21 protein-coding genes are annotated in these 19309 nt (G+C 69.6%); 8 read left to right on the top strand and 13 right to left on the bottom strand.

What is annotated here, in order from left to right; all coding sequences use genetic code 11:
- The first annotated feature begins 1 nt into the window (after position 1).
- Genes HGN31_RS06635 through HGN31_RS06620 form a run of 4 tightly spaced genes read left to right on the top strand, consistent with a single transcriptional unit; the run spans position 2 to position 3900 of the window.
- Positions 2 to 715, top strand: coding sequence for a 4Fe-4S dicluster domain-containing protein (locus HGN31_RS06635; protein ID WP_081962799.1), 714 nt, complete (start codon positions 2 to 4; stop codon positions 713 to 715).
- A complete protein-coding gene (locus HGN31_RS06630) occupies positions 708 to 1538 on the top strand; it encodes a TorD/DmsD family molecular chaperone (RefSeq protein ID WP_168782720.1) in 831 nt (276 codons plus the stop codon). The genes HGN31_RS06635 and HGN31_RS06630 overlap by 8 nt, the downstream gene beginning before the upstream one ends.
- A complete protein-coding gene (locus tag HGN31_RS06625) occupies positions 1532 to 2590 on the top strand; it encodes a 4Fe-4S binding protein (RefSeq protein ID WP_168782719.1) in 1059 nt (352 codons plus the stop codon). The genes HGN31_RS06630 and HGN31_RS06625 overlap by 7 nt, the downstream gene beginning before the upstream one ends.
- A complete protein-coding gene (locus HGN31_RS06620) occupies positions 2587 to 3900 on the top strand; it encodes a sigma-54-dependent transcriptional regulator (protein WP_052175053.1) in 1314 nt (437 codons plus the stop codon). The genes HGN31_RS06625 and HGN31_RS06620 overlap by 4 nt, the downstream gene beginning before the upstream one ends.
- Before the next feature lie 149 nt (positions 3901 to 4049).
- Here HGN31_RS06620 and HGN31_RS06615 read toward each other — a convergent pair whose 3' ends face one another.
- From HGN31_RS06615 to msuE, 6 genes are all read right to left on the bottom strand, one after another.
- Positions 4050 to 4820, bottom strand: a complete 771-nt coding sequence (locus tag HGN31_RS06615) for an ABC transporter ATP-binding protein (RefSeq protein WP_168782718.1) — start codon at positions 4818 to 4820, stop codon at positions 4050 to 4052.
- Complete coding sequence (locus tag HGN31_RS06610) at positions 4817 to 5803, bottom strand: ABC transporter substrate-binding protein (protein ID WP_168782717.1); 987 nt, start codon at positions 5801 to 5803, stop codon at positions 4817 to 4819. Before HGN31_RS06610 ends, HGN31_RS06615 begins: the two co-directional genes overlap by 4 nt.
- A 35-nt stretch (positions 5804 to 5838) precedes the next feature.
- Entirely contained in the window at positions 5839 to 6681 is an 843-nt protein-coding gene (locus tag HGN31_RS06605; RefSeq protein ID WP_043131866.1) for an ABC transporter permease, read from the bottom strand.
- A gap of 3 nt (positions 6682 to 6684) precedes the next feature.
- Positions 6685 to 8043: an LLM class flavin-dependent oxidoreductase gene (locus HGN31_RS06600; RefSeq protein ID WP_168782716.1), complete on the bottom strand. Its 1359-nt coding sequence runs from the start codon at positions 8041 to 8043 to the stop codon at positions 6685 to 6687.
- Positions 8044 to 8065: 22 nt separating this feature from the next.
- A complete protein-coding gene (locus HGN31_RS06595; protein ID WP_244961163.1) occupies positions 8066 to 8968 on the bottom strand; it encodes a TauD/TfdA dioxygenase family protein in 903 nt (300 codons plus the stop codon).
- 75 nt (positions 8969 to 9043) lie between these two features.
- Entirely contained in the window at positions 9044 to 9595 is a 552-nt protein-coding gene (gene msuE, locus HGN31_RS06590) for an FMN reductase (protein ID WP_168782715.1), read from the bottom strand.
- 383 nt (positions 9596 to 9978) lie between these two features.
- Here msuE and HGN31_RS06585 point away from each other — a divergent pair, with 383 nt between their 5' ends.
- The 4 genes from HGN31_RS06585 to HGN31_RS06570 all read left to right on the top strand — a co-directional run bounded on the left by HGN31_RS06585 (position 9979) and on the right by HGN31_RS06570 (position 12503).
- Positions 9979 to 10131 (top strand): hypothetical protein, encoded by a 153-nt coding sequence (locus HGN31_RS06585; RefSeq protein ID WP_168782714.1) that lies wholly within the window; start codon positions 9979 to 9981, stop codon positions 10129 to 10131.
- Positions 10132 to 10136: 5 nt separating this feature from the next.
- Positions 10137 to 11534, top strand: coding sequence for an FAD/NAD(P)-binding protein (locus tag HGN31_RS06580; protein ID WP_168782713.1), 1398 nt, complete (start codon positions 10137 to 10139; stop codon positions 11532 to 11534).
- Between the two features lie 58 nt (positions 11535 to 11592).
- Positions 11593 to 12108, top strand: a complete 516-nt coding sequence (locus HGN31_RS06575) for an Lrp/AsnC family transcriptional regulator (RefSeq protein WP_168783845.1) — start codon at positions 11593 to 11595, stop codon at positions 12106 to 12108.
- A gap of 137 nt (positions 12109 to 12245) precedes the next feature.
- On the top strand, positions 12246 to 12503 hold the full coding sequence (locus tag HGN31_RS06570) for a hypothetical protein (protein ID WP_168782712.1): 258 nt from the start codon (positions 12246 to 12248) through the stop codon (positions 12501 to 12503).
- Positions 12504 to 12775: 272 nt separating this feature from the next.
- Here HGN31_RS06570 and pqqE read toward each other — a convergent pair whose 3' ends face one another.
- From pqqE to HGN31_RS06535, 7 genes are all read right to left on the bottom strand, one after another.
- Entirely contained in the window at positions 12776 to 13918 is a 1143-nt protein-coding gene (gene pqqE, locus HGN31_RS06565; protein WP_168782711.1) for a pyrroloquinoline quinone biosynthesis protein PqqE, read from the bottom strand.
- The gene (gene pqqD, locus HGN31_RS06560; RefSeq protein ID WP_244961162.1) at positions 13915 to 14289 is read right to left on the bottom strand and encodes a pyrroloquinoline quinone biosynthesis peptide chaperone PqqD; all 375 of its coding nucleotides are present in this window, start codon (positions 14287 to 14289) and stop codon (positions 13915 to 13917) included. The genes pqqE and pqqD overlap by 4 nt, the downstream gene beginning before the upstream one ends.
- On the bottom strand, positions 14286 to 15059 hold the full coding sequence (gene pqqC, locus HGN31_RS06555; protein ID WP_168782710.1) for a pyrroloquinoline-quinone synthase PqqC: 774 nt from the start codon (positions 15057 to 15059) through the stop codon (positions 14286 to 14288). The genes pqqD and pqqC overlap by 4 nt, the downstream gene beginning before the upstream one ends.
- Positions 15056 to 15934 carry a pyrroloquinoline quinone biosynthesis protein PqqB gene (gene pqqB / locus HGN31_RS06550; RefSeq protein WP_168782709.1) on the bottom strand — a complete coding sequence of 293 codons (879 nt, stop codon included), beginning with the start codon at positions 15932 to 15934 and terminating at the stop codon, positions 15056 to 15058. The genes pqqC and pqqB overlap by 4 nt, the downstream gene beginning before the upstream one ends.
- A 13-nt stretch (positions 15935 to 15947) precedes the next feature.
- Positions 15948 to 16049 (bottom strand): pyrroloquinoline quinone precursor peptide PqqA, encoded by a 102-nt coding sequence (gene pqqA, locus HGN31_RS06545; RefSeq protein WP_036701654.1) that lies wholly within the window; start codon positions 16047 to 16049, stop codon positions 15948 to 15950.
- Between the two features lie 530 nt (positions 16050 to 16579).
- Positions 16580 to 18352 (bottom strand): ABC transporter ATP-binding protein, encoded by a 1773-nt coding sequence (locus HGN31_RS06540; RefSeq protein WP_168782708.1) that lies wholly within the window; start codon positions 18350 to 18352, stop codon positions 16580 to 16582.
- Complete coding sequence (locus HGN31_RS06535) at positions 18349 to 19308, bottom strand: acetamidase/formamidase family protein (RefSeq protein WP_168782707.1); 960 nt, start codon at positions 19306 to 19308, stop codon at positions 18349 to 18351. The genes HGN31_RS06540 and HGN31_RS06535 overlap by 4 nt, the downstream gene beginning before the upstream one ends.
- Position 19309 lies beyond the last annotated feature (1 nt).

The raw sequence follows: 19309 nt of genomic DNA, 5'->3' as shown, positions 1-19309 counted from the left end.
GATGGCAACGAACAGCGACGTCCGGGTTCACACCCCGCCCACCCCCGAAGAGCGCGCCGCCATCAAGGCGCGCATCAAGGAGAACGCCGCCCGGCGCAAGCGCGAGCGCTATGTGCCGGTCGTGCCCGAGATGCAGATGGGCTTCATCCACAACAACGTGGACTGCATCGGCTGCCGGGCGTGCGAGATCGCCTGCAAGGACAAGAACGGGCTGGACGCCGGGCCGCGCTTCCGCCGGGTGCAGTATGTGGAAGGCGGGATCTTCCCCAACGTCTTCGCCTTCAAGATCAACATGTCCTGCAACCATTGCGCCGAGCCCGCGTGCCTGCCGGCCTGCCCCACCGGGGCGATCTGGAAGCGCGCCGACAACGGCGTGGTGGACATCGACTCGACCCTCTGCATCGGCTGCCGGAAATGCGAGGCCGCCTGTCCCTTCGGCGCGCCACAGTACGACCCGCACCGCAACGTGGTCGCCAAGTGCAACATGTGCATCGACGAGCTCGAGGCCGGGCGGAAGCCCTATTGCGTCAGCGCCTGCATGATGCGGGTGCTGGACGTCGGCCCGATCGACCAACTCAGGGACGGCACCTATCAGACCAAGGCGCGCGGCCCGAACGATCAGGTGGTGAGCCAGGTCCGCGGGATGGCCGACCCCGACCTGACGAAGCCCTCGATCGTCTTCATCCCCCATTCCAAGGGCCGTGTGGATGGCTGAGACGACCAAGGCTGCGACCCACGACTGCGGCTGCGGGGCCGACCACCACCATCACGGCCCCGCCGACGAGAGCGCGCGCCCCGAACCCGCGAAGCTCTCGGCCGAGGGGCAGGCGGCGCTGACCGCGGCGGCCGAGGCGCTGGGCCTCATCATCCGCCTGCATGACCGCGAGCCGGACGCCGCGCTGGTCCGCGGCCTCAAGGAGGCCGAGGCCCCCGCGCTCTTCGCCGCGATCCTCGCCGGCGAGGACGGCCAGACCGCCGCCGCCGCGCTGGCCGAGGCGCTCGACGCGCTGCCCGACGACTCGACCGAGGCCGACATGGACCTCGTGGCCGCCGCCTGGGCCGAGGTGCACATCACCCACGGGCTGCGCGCCTCGCCCAACGGCTCGGTCTGGATGACCGTCGAAAGCCTCGAGCGGCAGGAACCGATGTTCGCGGTCCGCGACTGGTACGAGCACTACGGCCTCTCGACCCCCGACTGGCGGCGGCGCAGCGACGACAACATCGTCCACGAGTTGCAGTTCGTGCAGCATCTGCTGGGTCAGGGGACGCAGGTGGCGGCCGTCGATGCGGGCCGGTTCATGGACCTGCACGTGCTGCCCTGGGTGCCCGAGTGGGGCCGCCGCGTCGCCGCCCGCGCGGCCGAGCCGCTGGTCGCGGCCAGCGGGCTGCTGACCGCGACCTACCTCGAAGGGCTGCGCGAGCTGATCGCGCAGGTTTCGGGCGTGCGCCGCGGGCCGGTCGCGCCGCTGCCGCAGGCCCAGGCCGTGACCCCCGACGAGCCCGAGCGCTTCATCCCCGGGGTCGCCGAAAGTTGGTAGCCCCCCCGCGCGAGGCCGAACCGGGCGGGCCGGCGCCCGCCGGCTCTGCATCCGCCGCGGGGTCGGTTCCCGCGGTGCGCGAGGGGCGCTGCACCCATGCGAGGCTCGAGGAATCCTCGTGCCAGGCCTGCGAGGATGCCTGCCGCGAGGACGCCATCTTCCCCGCCGGCACCGAGATCTTCATCTTCGCCGAGGCCTGCACCGGCTGCGGGGCCTGCGTCGCCGCCTGCCCGCAGGAGGCGCTGGCGCTGGCGCCCCCGCCGCCCGAGGTGCTCATCCCTCTGGGCGGCACCGGCCCTGCGGTGGCGATGTGCCGCGAATGGCCGGGCGCCGCCCGCGCCGCGGTGGCGCGCTGCATCCACGGGCTGTCCGACGCGGTCCTCGCCGCCGGTCCGCACCGGATCGCGGTCGCCACGCCCGACTGCGCCGCCTGTCCGCTCTGCCCGCCCGAGACGCTGTTCGACCGGGTCGCGCGGCTGAATGCTCTGGCCGCCGACCGCGGCCGCGCGGGGATCGAGCTGCGCCCCGCCACCCCCGCCGAGGCCCGCGCCGCACTGGATGACCGCGCCGCCGTGGACCCCGCGCGGCGCCGGCTCTTTGCCCGCTTCGCCACCGCGGGCGAGGCCGCCGCCCCCGCCGACCCCGCCGCCGCGCTGCGCGAGCTGCAGGCACTGCCGGGCGCGGCGCCGCGGTTCCGGCACGTCCCCCGCATCGACCCCGCGCTCTGCATCGGCTGCGACGCCTGCCTGAGGATCTGCCCCGACGAGGTCTTGGCGCTTGACAGCGAGGGCGGAGTCTTGCGCTACACTGTGGCCGCAGAGCGGTGCACCGGCTGCGCGTTATGCGTGGACATGTGTGCCCCCGCCGCGATGAGAGTCGAGCCGATGGCCCAGGCAGCCGCACCGATCCCGCTTCACGATTTCCGCTGCCGGATGTGCGGCGTCTCGGTCCACGAGCCGGTGACGGCGGCGACCGAGGCGGCGGCGCCTGACCTCTGCCGCATCTGCCGCGCGGCCCCGCACGGCAAGCGCCTGCACCAGGTGATTGCGTGACCCCTGCGGCCCCCGATCTCGTGGTCGTCGGTGGTGCGCGCCTCGACGCGGCCGCCGCGACCCTGGCCGAGGCGGGCTATCCCGTGCGCCGCGGCGCCGACGGCCCCGCGCTCGAGCGGCTGATCGACGAGGCGATCCCGGCCGCGATCCTGCTCGACGCCGGGCTGCCCGACCTGCCGGCGCTGCTGGCCGAGCTGTCGCCCGGCTGCGGGGTGATCGTGCTGACCGCCGAGCCGTCGGTGGACGAGGCGCTTGAGGCGATCCGCGCCGGGGCGGCCGACTATCTGCCGGCCGGCGCGCCGCTGCCGATCCTCGCCCGCGCGCTCGACCGCATCTGCACCGTGCGCCGGCTGCAGGACGATGTGGAGTTCTGGCGCAGCCGCGCCGCGCCCGGACAGAACGCGATGCTGGGCCAGAGCCCGGTGATGGGCGCGCTGCGCCGCACCATCGAGCTGGTGGCCCACGCCGCCGCCCCGATCCTGATCACCGGCGAGGGCGGCACCGGCAAATCCGCCATCGCCCAGGTGATCCACGCGACCAGCGGCCGCGCCAGTCGCCAGCTCGTCGCGGTGGACTGCGATTCGACCCTGACGCCCGCCGACCTCTTCGGCAGCGAGGGGCAGGGCCATGTCGGCCGCGGCATCCTCGCCCAGGCGCAGGGCGGCACGCTGCTGCTGAACGACATCGAGCGCCTGCCCGAGACGATCTATGCGCCGCTGCTGCGGCTGCTCGAACAGGGGCGGGTGCGCCGGATCGGCGGGACGCAGTTCATCGGCCAGGACATCCGGGTGATCGCCACGACCTCGGCCGACCTCAAGGCGCGGGTGGCCGAGGGCACGTTCCGCGACGAGCTGTTCTACCGGCTCTCGACGCTCGAGGTCCACGCGCCGGCGCTGCGCGACCGCCCCGAGGACATCCCCGCGGTCGCCCACCACCTGCTCGAGACGCGCAGCTTCCAGCGCGACGTGGACAAGCGCTTCGCCCCCGAGGCGATCGACGCGCTGGTGCGCCACCACTGGCCGGGGAACCTGCGCGAGCTGCACAATGCGGTGGACCGCGGCGTGATCATGTCCGCCGACGCGCCCGAGATCACCTCGGCCGACCTCGGCCTGCGCCCCGCACCGGGCGCGCGACCGGCCCCGGGCGGCGTGGTGCTGAGCTTCGACCACCTGCCCACCGCCGAGGAGCTGCGCGCCCGCTACATCGACCTGCTGCTCGATCGCTACGGCGGCAACCGCCAGAAGGTGGCGCAGGTGCTGGGCATCAGCGAGCGGACGACCTACCGGATCATCCGCAAGGCGGCTGAATAAGGGCGGAGTCGACCTTCGCGTCGATCCCAACTTCCGAGCATCGTGATCCCCGGCGGGCGGCGCACGCTCGTCCCGGCAGCGTGGCGCTCGTCTCACCGGCAGGGGGCCGGGACGGGCGCTGGTCACTCGCACGATCCCGGCCTGACCCGTCAATGCAGCCCGAACTCGGCCATCAGGCGGCGGCGCATCTCGACGAAGCGGGGTTCGCTGCGGTCGCGTGGGCGTGCGAGGTCGACGTCGATCAACCGCGGCACCGCGCCCTTCCCTTTCGGCAGGACCAGCACCCGGTCGGCGAGATAGATCGCCTCCTCGAGGTCATGGGTGACGAGGATCAGGGTCACGCCTTCCTCGCGCCAGATGCGGGCAAGCTCTTCCTGCATGGTCAGCTTGGTCATCGCATCGAGCGCGCCAAGCGGTTCGTCCAGCAGCAGGATTTCCGGCTGCACGGTAAGCGCGCGGGCGATGCCCACCCGCTGCGCCATGCCGCCCGACAGCTGGCGGGGATAGGCGTCCGCGAACTCGGCCAGGCCCACGAGCTGGATGTAACGGCGGGCGCGCGCTTCGGCCTCGGCCCGGGGCACGCCGCGGACCGTCAGGCCGAAGGAGACGTTGCCCAGAACCGTCAGCCAGGGCAGCAGGCGCGGCTCTTGGAAGATGATCGACCGTTCGGTGCCGACACCCCTGACCTCTTGCCCGTCGATCAGCACCCCGCCGCTGTCGGGCGTCTCCAGCCCCGCCAGCACGCGCAGCAGCGTGGTCTTGCCGCAGCCCGAGGGGCCGACGATGGCCAGCGCCTCTCCCCCCCGGATGTCGAGCGAGAGGTTGCGCAGCACGTTCAGGCGCTGGCCGTTCAGCGCGAAGGATTTGGAGAGGGCACGAACCTTGACCTCTCCGCGGCGGATGGATGCGTCCACAGTCATGACTTTGCCTCAGTTTGGGGTCGGGCGTCGCCCGTCACGTAAAGGATGTCCTTGGCCTTGAGCTGGCCGGGCTTCACGGCGCCCTCGCGTTCCAGCACGTCGATCCAGAACTGGATGTCGTGGTCGACCGCCAACCCGCCCTTGCGCACGCCGTAGCCGGCAAAGTACTGCGCCACGTCGGCATTCTCGCCGCGTTCGGCCAGGACGCGGGCGAAGATCTGGCGCGTTTCCGCGATGTGGTCGCGGGCGTAGTCCAGCGCCCGGGCGGATTGCTCGACGAAGATCCGGGCCTCTTCGGGATGCGCCGCGATCCAGTCGCGCCGCAGGACGACGAAGCCGCCCGCGATCTCGCCCAGGATGTCGGTATCGTCGAACACCGCGCGCAGGCCGCCGTTCCGCAGGGCCGCCCCGGTGAACGTCGTCTGCCAGTAGCCGAAGGCCGAGACATCGACCTGGCCAGAGCGCAGGACCTGTTCCAGTTGCGGTCCCGGCACGACGATCAGGTTGGCGCTGTCTTCGGGCAGCCCCTTCTGGTGCAGCGCCTCGCGCACGACATAGTCGAGATGCGCGCCGAGCGTGTTGACCGCGATGGTCTTGCCGACGATGTCCGCGACGCTTTTGATCGGGCTGTCATCGCGCACGTAGAACACCGACTGCGCCTCGTCGTTGATCCCGTTCGAGGGATAGGCGGCGACGAAATCGTTGCCTGCGGCGATGGAGTTCAGGACGGCCGCCGTCGCGGCCGAGCCGATTTCCACGCTGCCCCCGGCCAGCGCCACCAGCGATGCCGGGCCGCCCTGGGCGTAGCCGACATTCTCGAAGGTGATGCCGGTGCCGTCGAAGTAGCCAAGCTCGTCGGCCAGCTCGAAGGCCGACAGGCCGCCCTGGCTGGAGAGGTAGCGGAGGTTCACATCGGCCCAGGCGGGCGAGAGGGTGAGGGCCAGCGCGGTCGAAGCCGCGAGGATGCGGAGGGTGGTGATCATGGAGGTGGTCCTTTCGTCGAGAGGGGAGGAGGGGGTCAGTTCGTCACGTCGGCCCAGCGGCAGAGCCGCCGTTGCAGCGCGACGAGGGCCGCGTTGGCCGACAGGCCGAGCAGCGCGAGCAGCAGGATCGCCGCGAACATCTGCGGGATCTGGAAGTTGTACTGGGCATTCATCACCTGGAACCCGAGGCCCTTGTTCGCGCCGATCATCTCGGCCGCGATGAGCAGCAGCAGCGCCGTCGTCGCCGACAGGCGCAGCCCGACGAAGATCGCCGGCACGGCGGCGGGCAGGACGACCCGGCGGAACGTCGTCAGGCGCGAGGCGCCGAAGGTGGCCGCCATCTCGATCAGCTTGCGGTCCACCTCCTTGACCCCGCCGATGGTCGCCAGGAGCAGCGGGAACAGCGTCGCCCAGAAGATCACGAAGATCTTGGACGTCTCGCCCAGCCCCAGAAGCAGGATGAACACCGGATAGAGCGCGAGCGCCGAGGTCTGGCGGAAGAACTGCAGGATCGGGTCCAGCGCCTCTTCGAGGGCGCGGATCTGGCCCATGAACAGGCCAAGCGGGACGGCGACGGCGACGGCGGCGGCAAAGGCGATGCCCGACCGCTGCACGCTGATCGCGATGTCGTCGAGAAGCGCCCCGCCGACCACGCCGGTCCAGGTGGCGGCGATGATCCTGTCGAGCGGCGGGAAGATCGTCGGATTGATCCAGCCGTGGGTCGAGCCGACCTGCCAGAGGGCGAGAAAGGCGGCGACCAGCCCGAACCGGCGAACCGCGACGGCGGCACCGGCCGCCCCGCGGCGCAGCAAGGCCGCGCCGGGGGTGGCCGACCCAGAGGCCGGGAGGGCGGAGTCATCGAGGCTTTGGTAGGTCATGGCTTACTCCGCGGCATGGGTGGTGCGGCGCAGGGCCGCCCAGCGGGTTTCGGGGAACGGCAGGCCGAGGTTCTCGCGCAGGGTCCGCCCTTCGTAGGCGGTGCGGAACAGGCCGCGGCGCTGCAACTCGGGGATCACGAGGTCCACGAAATCGGTCAGCCCGGTCGGCAGCCACGGCGGCAGGATGTTGAAGCCGTCGGCGCCTTCGTTCGTGAACCACGTCTCCAGCGTATCGACGATCTGCGTCGGCGTGCCGACCACGGTGAAATGCCCCCGGGCGCTCGCAACCCACTGATAGAGCTGGCGGATGGAGAAGTCGTTCTCGTCCGCGATCTGCCGGATCAGGGCCTGGCGCGACTTCATGCCCTCGGTCGGAGGCACCGGCGGCAGGGGCCCGTCGAGGTCCACCCCCGTCAGGTCGAGCGTGCCGCCCGTCAGCCCCCTGATCAACGCGATGCCGTCCTCTTCCAGGATCAGGCTGGTGAGGCGCTCGTATTTCTCGCGCGCCTCGGCTTCCGTCCGGCCGACGAAGGGCGAGACGCCGGGCATGATCAGGATGTGGTCGGGGTTGCGCCCGAGGCCCCGGGCCCGGGCCTTGATGTCGCGATAGAACTCCTGCGCGGTCTCGAGCTTCTGGTGGGCGGTGAAGATCACCTCGGCCGTCGCCGCCGCGAGCCCGCGGCCGTCCTCGGACTGCCCGGCCTGCACGATGACCGGATGGCCCTGGGGCGACCGGCTGACGTTCAGCGGCCCCTTCACCTTGAAATGCGTGCCCTTGTGGTCGGTCGCGTGCACCTTGTCGGGGTCGAAGAACCGGCCCGACGCCTTGTTGCGGATGAAGGCGTCATCCTCGAAACTGTCCCACAGTTTCTTGACGACATCGACATGCTCGGCTGCGCGGGCATAGCGGAAGGCGTGCGGGTGCTGCTGGTCGAGGTTGAAGTTATGCGCAGCCCCCTCCGTCGCAGTCGTCACCACGTTCCATCCGGCGCGGCCATCGCTGATCAGGTCCAGCGAGGCGAACTTGCGCGCGAGGTTGTAGGGCTCTTCGTAGGTGGTCGATGCGGTGGCGATGAAGCCGAGGTTCTTGGTCAGGGGGGCCAGCGCCGAGAACAGCGTCACCGGCTCGAACCCGGCGATCTTGGCATTGCCGCCCTCGACCCCGGCGCCGAACGCGATGGCGAGCCCGTCGGCCAGGAAATAGGCGTCGAACAGGCCGCGTTCGGCCTCTTGCGCCAGCTTGACGTGGAAGTCGAAGCTGGTCGCCCCGTCGACGGGGCTGTCAGGGTGGCGCCAGGCGGCGATGTGCTGGCCGCCACCGGGAAGGAAGGCGCCAAGGCGGATCTTGCGGGTCTGGGTCATGGTAGGGGTCCTTTCGGGAGGATCAGTTGGTGGTTCGGGGGGTGCTGGCGCGGCCATCGGGGCCGACCGGCACATCGCCGGCCAGCGTCACCCGCCGCACGACGCGGTGTGCGTCGCCGTAATCGTTGACCGCGACATGCTGGGTCGCGCGGTTGTCCCAGATCACCACGTCGCCCGCCTGCCAGCGCCAGCGGACGGTGTTTTCGGGGGCGGTGACGCGGGCCTGCAGCAGGTCGTAGACCCTGGCCGAATCCTCGCGCGACAGGCCGGTGAAGCGCTGCAGGAAGCTGCCCAGCAGCAGGCTGCGCTCGCCGGTTTCGGGGTGGACGCGGACCACCGGATGCTCGGTCTCGAACACCGCCGAGGCAAAGACCTCGGCATGGTATGTCACGTCGATCGCGCGCGCCGCGGGCCTGTCGGCGGCATAGTCGTAGGCGTTGGAATGGATCGCGCGAAGGCTGTCAGCCAGGGCCTTGAGCGGCGCGGGCAGGTCCGCATAGGCGCTCACCGTATTGGCCCAGATCGTGTCGCCGCCATGGTCGGGGATGACGACGCCCCGCAGGACCGACGCCTTGGGATAGGCCGCGACGAAGGTGACATCGGTGTGCCACCGGTCCGCCCGCCCGCCGCCCCGGCTCGAGTCGAGTTCGAGGATCGACGTCGAGCCCTCCACGACGGGCTGGGTGGGATGGGGGTCAAGCTCGCCGAGACGCAGGGCGAAAGCCTCTTGCGCGGCGTCGTCCAGATGAGACTGGCCGCGAAAGAACAGCACCTTGTGGCGCAGAAGCGCCTGCCACAGGGCATCGATCACCGGCTGCGGCAGGTCGGCCGACAGGCGGAGGTCGCGGATTTCGGCCCCGATACGGGGGGTCACGGGCAGGATGTTTCCCGCGCGCAGCGCGTCGAACGTCTGATGCAGGGTCACGGTCGGGGTCCTTTCGGGCAAGCCGATGCCGGTCACGCCAAGGGCGTGCTGGCAACATCGGGAATGTGAGGGATGTCAGGCGGCGTTGGCGGTGACGGGTCGCCTCAGCCAAGGGGTGAACTGCGCCACGGCCCGGTCGATCCGGGCGAGCAGCGGCAGCGCGGCAGGCTGGCCCTCGGTGAAATCGGCGGTCGAGGCATAGACGCCGGTGGGCAGCGTCACCGCCTCGAAGAAGCCGAAGAGGGGACGCAACTGATGCTCGATCACCAGCGCGTGCTTGTCCCCGCCCCCGGTCGCCGTCAGCAGCACAGGCTTTCCGGCGAGTGCGGCAGGTTCGAGCAGGTCGAAGAGATGCTTGAACAGGCCGGTATAACTGCCCTTGTAGACCGGGCTGCCGACGATCAGGGCATCGGCGGCGATCACCCGATCGACCAGCGCCCGCGCCTCGGGCGCCAGATCGGCCAGGCTGCGGGCCTGACCGAGCGAGGGCCCGAAAGCGTCAAGGTCATGCAGGGTGGTCGCGGTGCCGAACTGGGCCGAGACCCGTGCCGCGACCGCCCCCACCAGGGCGTGGGTCTTGGAGGGGCGCCCAAGACTTCCCGAGATTCCAATGAGTTGTTGCGGCATCGTGGTGTCCTAAATATCGATCTATGTTGTCGTGTATAATGTTGGATGAGGCCCCGTCTGACCATTCCAAAGATGCGGCCGAAAAGAGGTTGAAACTTCTGCCGCGGGTGGCGCGGACAGCGGAGGTTTGCCGAAACGGCACCTCGGGGGCTGCCTGCGGGCGTGGCCTGCCAGGGGGCGCAATCTTCCCGTCATGGTCGATTCCACGGCATCCGGACCGAGGATGCGGCAGGGTTGGCGAGGGCGGCGCGAAGAACACGCTTTCTCTGCGAGGCCCCAAAAGAGAATTGTTTACACGACCAAGTTGGTCGATATTTAAAGGTAAGGAGCGGTCCGAATCCTGACCACGTCTGCCGGACGCCGATCCTCAGAAGGAGAACACCATGCTTGACGGACGTTTCCCTTCGGAAATCTACCGCACGCGTGCCGCGGGACAGGTCTCGGCCAGCGAGCGGACCGACGATCAGGTCGCTCCGCGGATCTGGATGTCGGTCGCGGGCTTGGTCGGGATGATCTGCCTCGTGTCGCTGGCATGACGGAGATGCGCCCCTTTCCTGATCAGGATGCCGGTGCGTGCCACTCGCGCGGGCCGCATGTGCTGATCATCGGCGGCGGTGCGAGCGGGGTGATGATGGCCGCGCATCTCTTGTCGCGGCCGGACACGGGGTTTCGCGTCACCATCGTCGAGGGGCGCCACATGCTGGGCTGCGGGGTCGCCTATTCGACCACCGACCCCGACCACCTGCTGAACACCCGCGTCCACAACATGAGCGGGTTTGCCGACCGCCCGCACCATTTCCTCGACTGGCTGCGCGGCCGACCCGAGGGGGCGGGCGTGACCGAGCAATGCTTCGTCGGTCGGACCACCTATGGCGCCTACATGGCAAGCCTGCTCGAGCCCTGGTCGGGTGACGGCCCGGACGGCCGCCTGCGCTGCGTGCGCAAGACCTGCGTGCGCCTGCACGAAGTGGCGGGCGGCGTCGCCGCGACGCTGGACGATGGTCAGGTGCTGAGCGGCGACATGGCGGTGCTGGCCACCGGTCATGTCCAGCCCGCCCCGGATCCCCAAGGCGCGCTCAGCGGCCCCTGGTCAGACCCCCGGCCGGTGGACCCCGACGACCGCATCGTCATCGTCGGCAGCGGGCTGACCATGGTCGACTGCGTCCTGTCGATGCTGAAGTCAGGGCATCGGGGCCTGATCCTGTCGATCTCGCGCCGGGGCCTTCTGCCCCGCGACCATGCCCCGACGCGACCGCTGCCCGTCGATCCGGCCGACCTGCCGCTGGGTGCGCCGATGTCCGCCCTGACGCAGTGGCTGCGCCGTCGTGCGCGGGCGGCGGAACGCATGGGAGGAACCTGGCGCGATGCCGTCGATGGCGTGCGGCCGCATGTCCGCCACCTCTGGCGCGCCTTGCCGCCCGCCGAGCGTGCACGCTTCCTGCGCCATGCGGCCACCTGGTGGGACGTCCACCGCCACCGCATTCCCCCCGCCTCGGCCGCCGTGGTGGACGGCGCGCTGCAGTCGGGCCAGCTGGTTCTGCAACGCGGGCATTTCCTGACGGCCGAGGTCGACGCCGAGGGCCGTCGCTGCGTCACCTTTCGCCCGCGTGGGGGCGACGGCACAACCCGGATCTCGGCCGCCCGCATCATCGACTGCCGCGGCATCAGGCGCGACCCGGAACGGAACGCGACGCCGCTGCTCGCCGATCTGCTGGCCTCGGGTCAGGGGCGGATCGATCCCTTGCGGATCAGCCTGGACGTCACCGCAGAGTGCGAGGTGATTGCCCGGAACGGCGCCCCCTCGCGCCGGATCTACGCTATCGGCCCCGCCTCGCGCGCGGCATTCTGGGAAATCACCGCCATTCCCGACATCCGCGACCAGGTTGCGAGGCTGGCCGACGCGATGGCGGCCGGAACGACGAGCACGGTGCCCGGATGATATGTTCTTCAAACCGGATGCGGGGCGTCGCCCCGGCCCCCGAACGCCGCATGTCCGGATGCCTGTCGAAGAATCGGAGCCGCAAGTGAATACTGGCAAGTCCTCGGCGCTCGACCGGATCGACCGCAAGATCCTGCATGAACTGATGATGGACGCGACACTGCCCGTCGCGCAACTCGCCGACCGTGTCGGCCTATCCCAGACCCCCTGCTGGAAGCGCGTCCAGAAGCTCGAGGCTGCAGGCGTGATCGACCGCCGGGTCGCCATCGTGCCACCGGAACGGATCGGCCTTGGTCTGACGGTGTTCGTCGAGATCGTCGCAGCGGATCACAGCCAGGACTGGCGCGACGCCTTCGCGGCGCTCGTGGCCGAGTATCGCGAGATCGTCGAGGTCCACCGGATGGCGGGGGAGGTCGACTACCTGCTGAAGGTCGTGGTCGAGGACACCGCGGCGTACGACAGTTTCTATCTGGACTTCACGCGCCGCTTGCCGTGCCGGAATGTGACGTCGAAGTTTTCGATGGAGCGGATCAAGGCGACGACGGCACTTCCCATTGATACTACGGAGCCGTGAGATATGAGGCTGGGCGGAGGCGGGTGAGGCGGGCACTAGCGTCAGTTGCGCAGATTACGTTGGGCCGGACGGCTTAACCTCCTGCAACGTAGCGCCAGGCGCGGCACCCATTTTTGCTTCACCGGAATGGGATAACGGTGGATCAGGGCGATTACCGTTCCGGAGACAGATGGTTCGGCCACGGTTCGGCGCTGGTGATCGTCCGAAATCATGTAGGAAGCCCTGCGAAGTTAGAACCGCTCTTTGGCCGTATCACAGCCGCCCGCGTGGCAGAACGCCAGCTGTTCGGTCCGCCCGACACGGTTGGGTTCAACGAGGGCATCGCCTTTGATGCGTTCGGCAATTTTTGGGGCACCCATGTTATGTCCGACCCGATCTTCGCTCTGACGCCCTAGGGCGAAGTCTAAGTCGAGGGTCATGACCCGGACACTTCGGCCGCGTTCAACGCCCCGCTTGCCCGCGACGCGGTGACCGCTGCGCTGATGCTGGCCTGCAGGGGGACGCTGGCGCCGTGGTTTGCCTAGGTAACAGTCGCCAGGCCAAATTTGCGGCGGGTCCATAGCGGGCCGCTGCGGGGGACGACGATCCCCTTTTTGAGGCGCCGGTGGCCGGGCTGCCGATGGCCCATTGGGCCTAGCGCCCTCCGTACCCCGCCCCCCACCCCGCCCTAGCTGCGGCCCATGCGGCGATAGACGAAATCGGGGACGGGGGAGGCGGCGTCTTGGGCGATGATCCGGTCCAGCGTGGCGCGGTGGGGCGAATGGCGGCAGACCGGGTCGATCGCGCGGGGATCGCCGGCGATCGCCATCGCCTGGCAGCGGCAGCCGCCGAAATCGACGTCTTTCCGCGGGCAGCTTTGGCAGGTCTCGGGCAGCCAGTCGGTGCCACGAAACGCCTGAAACGAAGAGCCGTTGAACCAGATCTCGGCCAACCGCGCCTCGCGGATGGTCTGGAATTGCAGCTCGGGGATGGTTTCGGCGGCGTGGCAGGGCAGCACCTTGCCCTCGGGCGTGACGTTGAACCCGGTCGACCCCCAGCCATTCATGCACGGCTTTGGAAAATCCGAGAAATAATCGGGCGGCACAAAGTCGATCACCATGCGCCCGGCATAATGCGCCCGCGCCTCGGCCACGACGCGCTTGGCGGTCTCGACCTGGGCGCGGGAGGGTTGCAGTGCGGCGCGGTTTTGCAGCGCCCAGCCCTGGAACTGCACACAGGCGACCTCGACCCGCCGCGCGCCCAGCCGGTCGGCCAGCGCGATCGTCTCGGCCAGATCGGGCAGGTTCAGCCGGTGCATGACCGCGTTGACGGTCAGCGGAAAGCCGATCCGGGCGATCTCGGCCGCGACCTGCATCTTGCGGTCGAACCCGCCGCGATAGCCGCCGACATGATCGGCAATCTCGGCCCGGACGCCCTGGATCGACAGTTGCACATGGTCCAGACCGGCCGCGTCCAGCTCGTCCAGCCGCCGTGCGGTCAGCCCGATCCCGGAGGTGATGAGGTTGGTGTAAAGGCCCGCCGCCCGCGCGGCCGCGACGATCTGGACGAGGTCGGTACGCGCGGCCGGCTCGCCGCCCGACAGATGCAGTTGCAGCACCCCCAGCGCGGCGGCCTGGGCAAACAGATCGGCCCACTCCACGGTGGTCAGCTCGTCCGCCCGGTCGGTCAGCGCGAGCGGGTTCGAGCAATAGGGGCAGGCCAGCGGGCAGCGATGGGTCAGCTCAGCCAACATCGCCAGAGGCGGGGGCACGGCGTTGGCGCGACGCGCCGGATGGGGGTCGGGTTGCGGCGGGGGGGCGGGGGCGTTCATGCGCGGTCCACCAGCCGGCGCCCGGCCATGTCGGCCACAAACTCGACGATGTCGGGCAAGACCTCTTCCAGCGGGGCGCCGTAGCGGACGGCCAGGGCGGCGCCGATCTCGGCCACGTCACGCCGGCCGTCGATTTCGGCGATGATCGCGGCGCCGATCTCGTCCAGCATCAGCGCGGTTTCGGGGCCCAGCAGCACCTTGGTGCCGCGAACCCGGTCGTCATGGAGCCGCACCCTGCGCGGCAGAACCGGTCGGTCGGTGACCCCCATGCCCGGCCCCGCGGCGGGCGGCTGGGCCTGGGCGGGGCTGGCCGTGCGGGGGTCGGCCCGCCCTGCCGCCGCGCGCCGGTCATCGGTCAGGACGGCGGTCATACCAGCCCCTCGCCGGGCTGCCAGGCGCCGGGCGGGATGCGGCCGGGGGCGACATAGGCGCTGTGCAGCGCGTCAAGCTGCGCCCAGAGCACGTCGGTCTTGTACACCAGCGCGGCGGCGGCCACGTCCTGGTCCTGTGCGGTGCGGGCGTGGTCCAGAACCCAGCCGAGGCCAAAGGCCACATCCTTGGGCGCCTCGGTCAGGCGGTGCTGGAAATAGGCGATGGTCTGAGGGTTGGCGAAATCATAATGCGCCAAAAGCCCGGCGATCCGCTGCTGGTGGATGGCGGGCGCGAACAGTTCCGTCAACGACGAGGCGACCGCGGCCAGCAGCGGCTCGTCGCGCACAAAGCGGACATAGGCGTCGACCGCAAACCGCGTCGCCGGCAGCACGCCCCGGGCTGAGGCGACATAATCGGGGTCCAGCCCCACCCCTTCGGCTAGCCGAAGCCAGCGCCAGATGCCGCCGGGCTGGTCGTCGGTACCGTCGTGATCCTCGATCCGCGAGCGCCAGGCGCGGCGCAGATCCGGGTCCGTGACGCGCGACATGAAGGCTGCGTCCTTCATCGGGATGCGCGACTGGTAGTAATAGCGGTTGATGACCCAGGCGCGCACTTGGTCGATGGTGCAGCCGCCCGAATGCAAATGCTCGTGGAACGGGTGCTTGTCGTGATAGCGCTCGGCGCCGATCTGGCGCAGCCGGGCCTCGAATTCGGCCGGGCTGGCAGGCTGGGGCGGGGCCGCGGTGGGGGTCGGGGACTGCGCGTTCATGGGGTGATCTCCATCCCGTCAAAGCCGATCTCCCAACCGGCGGCGGCCGCCTCGGCACGCTCGGCGCTGTCGGGTTGCAGGACGGGGTTGGTGTTGTTGATGTGGACAAAGACGCGGCGGGCGGTCATCCCCTTCAGCCGGGCCATGCTGCCCTCGGGACCGGCCATCGCCATGTGACCCATCCGCGCGCCGGTCTTGGTGCCGGTGCCGGTGCGGTCCATCTCGTCATCCTGCCAGACCGTGCCGTCGAACAGGATCAGGTCAGCCGCCGCCATTTCGGCCAACAGCCCATCCGGGACCGTCGCGCAGCCGGGGATATACAGCAGCCGCCGCCCGCCCGATTCAAGCCGCAGCCCGACGGTCTGTTCGCCCATCAGCTGCGTATCCGGCTCGCCGTCCTCGAGGTACAGCGCCACCTTGCCGGGCACCGCAAAGGCGGTGACGCGCAGGCCGGGCACGGGCTCAAAGGGCTGATCCAGTGCGATCGGCACGCGGGTGACGTAGTCGGGGTTCAGGACCCGAAAGATCGGCTGATCGAGGATCGCCAGCGTGGCCCGGGTCGCGTGGATCGCAAAGGCCGAGGATTCCCGCAGGCTGAGAAGACCGGCCAGGTGATCGACATCGCCATTGGTCAGCACCACCGCCGCGAACGGGCTGCCGCGCAGCCCCTCGGGCGCCATGCCGCAGGCGGAAAGCTGGGCGCGAATGTCGGGCGAGGCATTCAGTACGACGGTGTGCCCGTCAACGGTGACCGCCACCGAGGATTGGGTCATCCCTGCAATCCTGCCCGCGCGGGCGTCGCAGCAGTTCCGGCAGCCGCAGTTCCATTGGGGCAGCCCACCTCCGGCAGCTGCCCCAAGAATCGTCACTTTCATCCAATGGGCCGGATCAGATCACGTCGCGGGCGTCGCGATCATCCTCGGCGGGACCGTACATGTTGATTTCCATCCCGCAGCGGATCTCGCGGGCTTTCGGCTTCGACCAGCGCATACAATACCTCCGCTTTTGTATGTCGGTTCGAGTGTTCGCGTCCCGCGGGCAGCTGTCAACTGCGCCGCCCGGCATCTGCGATGAAAGGTGCAGACGGAGGCCGGGCGAGTCAGTGAAAATCTCACGAAGGCGGGCTGATGCGGACATCGCAGGGAAGAGCCTAGCCCTGGCGGGCATCGGGTGGGAGATCCCGTCGGCGCGCGACATGGGCGGGGCCAGCCCCTCGTCGCAAAGCCACAGCACCGCGCTACGGTCGGCCTGATGCGTGGCGACTAGGTGGATCATCCTTTCGCCGCACTTGATCTGGCCGTTGACCTCGATCAGTCGGGCGGTGTTGGTGACCTTGCGGAAAGCCTCGAACACCATGGGCCAGATGACCAGTTTGGCGTTCCCCGTCGCGTCCTCGACCGTAATAAAGCACATACCCTTGATGCCAAACATACGGGGACGGGTGCAATTTGGTTTTGAGTGCCGCCCTTCGTTGTTCTGGCTTCATCTTGCTCCACAAGCGTAACGTTATTCGTTATCCGTTATCCGTTATCCGTTATCCTGTATCCGTTATCCGCGCCCGACGCGACGAGATGCCCGCCCCCGACATTGGCCAGCCGGACCGTGACTGGTCCCTGACCCACGGGCCAGACCGGGCTGGGAACCTCGGTGGCCATGCGCGGCATAGGCGGGCGGACGTGGGCCGGATCGGGCACGGGGACCGCCTCGATCAGGCGTCGCGTATAGGCATGGCGCGGGTTGCCGAAGATCTGGGCACGGCTGCCGGTCTCGACGATCTGCCCCATGTACATGACGGCGATCCGGTCGCTGATGTTCTCGACCACCGCCATGTCGTGGCTGATGAACAGATAGCTGACGCCCAGCTCGGCCTTCAGCTCTGCCAGCAGGGTGAGCACCCGTGCCTGGACCGAGACGTCCAGCGCGCTGACGCTTTCATCCGCGATGATCAGCTTCGGCCGCAGCGCGAGCGCGCGGGCGATGCAGATGCGCTGCCTCTGCCCGCCCGAGAATTCATGGGGATAGCGGTTGATCTGATCTCTGGACAGGCCGACGCGCTCGAACAGTTCGGCCACGCGGGCGCGCCGCTCGGCGGCATCGCCGATGCCGTGGATCACCAGCGGCTCGGCCACCAGGTCGCCGACGCGCTTGCGCGGGTTCAGCGCCGCGGCCGGGTCCTGGAACACCATCTGGACATCGCGGCGCAGCGCCCGACCCATGCTGGCGCCGTCCTGCGGCACGACGCGGCCGGCGATCTCGATCCGGCCCTTGTGCGGGACAAGCCCCGTCAGCGCGCGCGCGATGGTGGACTTGCCGCAGCCGGACTCGCCGACCAGCGAGAAGGTTTCGCCGATGGCGATCTCGAAGCTGACACGCTCGACGGCGTGCACGCGGTGGGTGACGCGGCCCAGCATCCCGCCGCCTATGTCGTAACCGACCGAGACATCGGTCAGCCGGACCAGGGGCTGGGAGCGATCGGCGGGCGGGGGCCCGAGGTCGGACGGGCCGCCGTCGCCCATACGCGGAACCGCCGCCAGCAGCGCCTGCGTATAGGCCTCGGCCGGGCGGTCGAAGATGCGGGCGACGGGTCCGGTCTCGACCATCCGCCCGGCCTGCATGACGATCACGCGGTCGGCCATTTCGGCGACCACGCCCATGTCATGTGTGATGAGGATGATCGCCGTCCGGGTTTCCCGTTGCAGGTCGCGCAGCAGGTCCAGCACCTCGCGCTGCACCGTCACGTCCAGCGCGGTCGTCGGCTCGTCCGCGATCAGCACCGCGGGGCGCAGGGCCAGCGCCATCGCGATCATCACCCGCTGGCGCATCCCGCCGGACAGCTCATGGGGATATTGCCGCACCCGCCGTTCGGGCTGGGACAGCCGGACCGACCGCAGCGCCTGCAGCGCGACAGTCTCTGCATCGGCGGACGGATCGTGGCTGCGGATCGCCTCGGCCAGTTGCGTGCCGATGGTCAGGACCGGGTTCAGCGAGGTCATCGGCTCCTGGAAGATCATTGCGATCCGGTCGCCGCGCAGACGCCGCATCCGGCGCTCGGGCAGGGTCGTCAGCTCCTGTCCCTCGAGGCTGATCCGTCCCGCCACGTGACGAACCCCGGGCGGCAGCAGCCCCATCGCCGCCAGCGAGGTCAGCGACTTGCCCGACCCGCTTTCCCCGGCGATGCACAGCGTCTCGCCGGGGAAGAGGTCGAACGACAGGTCGTCCACCAGCGGCCGGCCCCCGGCCGACAGGGTCAGGCCGCTGACCGACAGGACCGGGGTACGACCGGGTTCGCTCATTCGAAAACCGCCCGCGGGAAGTAGAAGCTGACCACCCAGTTCGGCATGTCCACGATTTCCGAGATCCTCAGGTCGCCGCAGGTCGAGACCAGCATATAGGCGTCGACGGCTGCCATCCCGCGCTGGGCGCACAGCAGGTCGATCATCCCCGCCACCGCTTCGCGCGACGCCTGCATCAGGTCCGGCCCGATCCCGGTCGTCACCTCGTACCCCTTGGCGTCCAGATGCCGGGTCACCGGGCCGGGCGTGGTGAAGCGCGGGGTCTTCAGCCGCGCGTCCTTGACCAGTTCGAACCGCAGCGAGACGTCCATCGGGCTTTCGATGGCCGTGCCGCAGACCTCGCCATCGCCCTGCGCGGCGTGGGTGTCGCCGACGCTGAACAGCGCGCCCTCGACCTCGACCGGCAGATAGAGCACCGTTCCGGCCGCGAGGTCGCGGATGTCGAGGTTGCCGCCCACCCGCCGGGGCGGGACGACCGTGTGACTGCCGGGTTCGGCCAGCGCGCAGCCGATGGTGCCGGCGAAGGGTTTCAGCGGCACCTTGCCCTCGGACCCGAACAGCGCCGCCTGCGGGTTGGCGGCGTCGTATTTCCAGATTGTGAGCGCGGGGTCGGTGAACTGGTCGGCCAGCAGCCCGAAGCCGGGGATGTTCGCCGTCCAGCCCCAGGCGGTGCCCTCGGCCACCTGCGGGGTGAAGCCGTCGATGGTGATCTTCAGCGCGTCGCCGGGCATCGCGCCCTCGACCCAAACCGGGCCGGTGACGGGGTTGATCTTGCCGAAATCCAGCGCCGCCACGTCGGCGACGGTGGACGACGGGCCAAGCTGGCCCGCCGAGGAATCGAGGCATTCGAAATGGACCGACTGGCCCGGCTCGATGCGCAAGGCGGGCGGCAGACTGTTGTCCCAGCCATAGTGGTGCCGCGCGCGGTGAATGGTGTGGTCGCAGTTGATGCACATT

The organism is Paracoccus sanguinis (assembly GCF_012689545.1).
In the GTDB taxonomy this organism is placed as follows: Bacteria; Pseudomonadota; Alphaproteobacteria; order Rhodobacterales; family Rhodobacteraceae; genus Paracoccus; species Paracoccus panacisoli.
The sequence above is the reverse complement of the archived record's forward strand: the minus strand, read 5'-3'. Positions and strand labels throughout refer to the sequence as shown.